At 61.9% G+C, this 651-nt stretch carries 1 protein-coding gene; it reads right to left on the minus strand.

The features are described from left to right. Positions 1-52: 52 nt before the first annotated feature. Complete coding sequence (locus QMX83_RS21585; protein ID WP_282298670.1) at positions 53-556, minus strand: hypothetical protein; 504 nt, start codon at positions 554-556, stop codon at positions 53-55. Between the last annotated feature and the right edge of the window lie 95 nt (positions 557-651).

Consider the following 651-nt stretch of genomic DNA (forward strand, 5'->3'; position numbering starts at 1 on the left):
GGCTCTGCCCGGCTGAAACACCTGTACCGCATCAGCCGGGCAGAGCCCGGCTCTACGCTTCCGACTTCTCCGTGAAGGCGGAGTCTTCACTCAGCTTCCGCCCCGGCGGGCGCAGCCGCGCATCGGCCATGAAGCGGCGGTAATCACGAATCGCCGCAGCACTGCGGACACTGAAGTAGCTGATGGCCACCGCAAGGAAGAAGGTGAAGGCCGAGCCCGTCCCCCTCCCCAGCGACAGCAACTCCATGAGCAGCGAGATGACATTGATGCAAGCCACCACAACGGCCACCCAGAAGACGCGCTTGTAAACACCATATGCAAACGCGGCATTGACGACTGCCGTCGTGCCAAACGTTGCCGCCACAATCAATGCGACCGAGGGTGCGCTGAAGATCTGTATCACGCCCCATACCAGCGCAATGCCCGTCTGGACCAAGAGCAGGATCCACAGATGCTTGATCGGACGCGTGATGGAGGTGGGAACCTCGCCGGACTCGCTGTCGGTCGATTGGGTGGGCAAAACCTTGCTGGCGCGGTACGGGCTGTCTTCTTCCATGACGCATGGTTCCACAGAGGGTGGAACCAAGCATATCCCGTAGAGCCGGGCTCTGCCCGGCTGAAACACCCGTAACACGTCAGCCGGGCAGAGCC

This window comes from Stenotrophomonas sp. PS02289 (assembly GCF_029960115.1).
Classification (GTDB): domain Bacteria; phylum Pseudomonadota; class Gammaproteobacteria; order Xanthomonadales; family Xanthomonadaceae; genus Stenotrophomonas.

Excerpts from the sequence above, each read along its gene's own strand:
- QMX83_RS21585 (WP_282298670.1), bottom strand. The coding sequence starts at position 556 with ATGGAAGAAGACAGCCCGTACCGCGCCAGCAAGGTTTTGCCCACCCAA.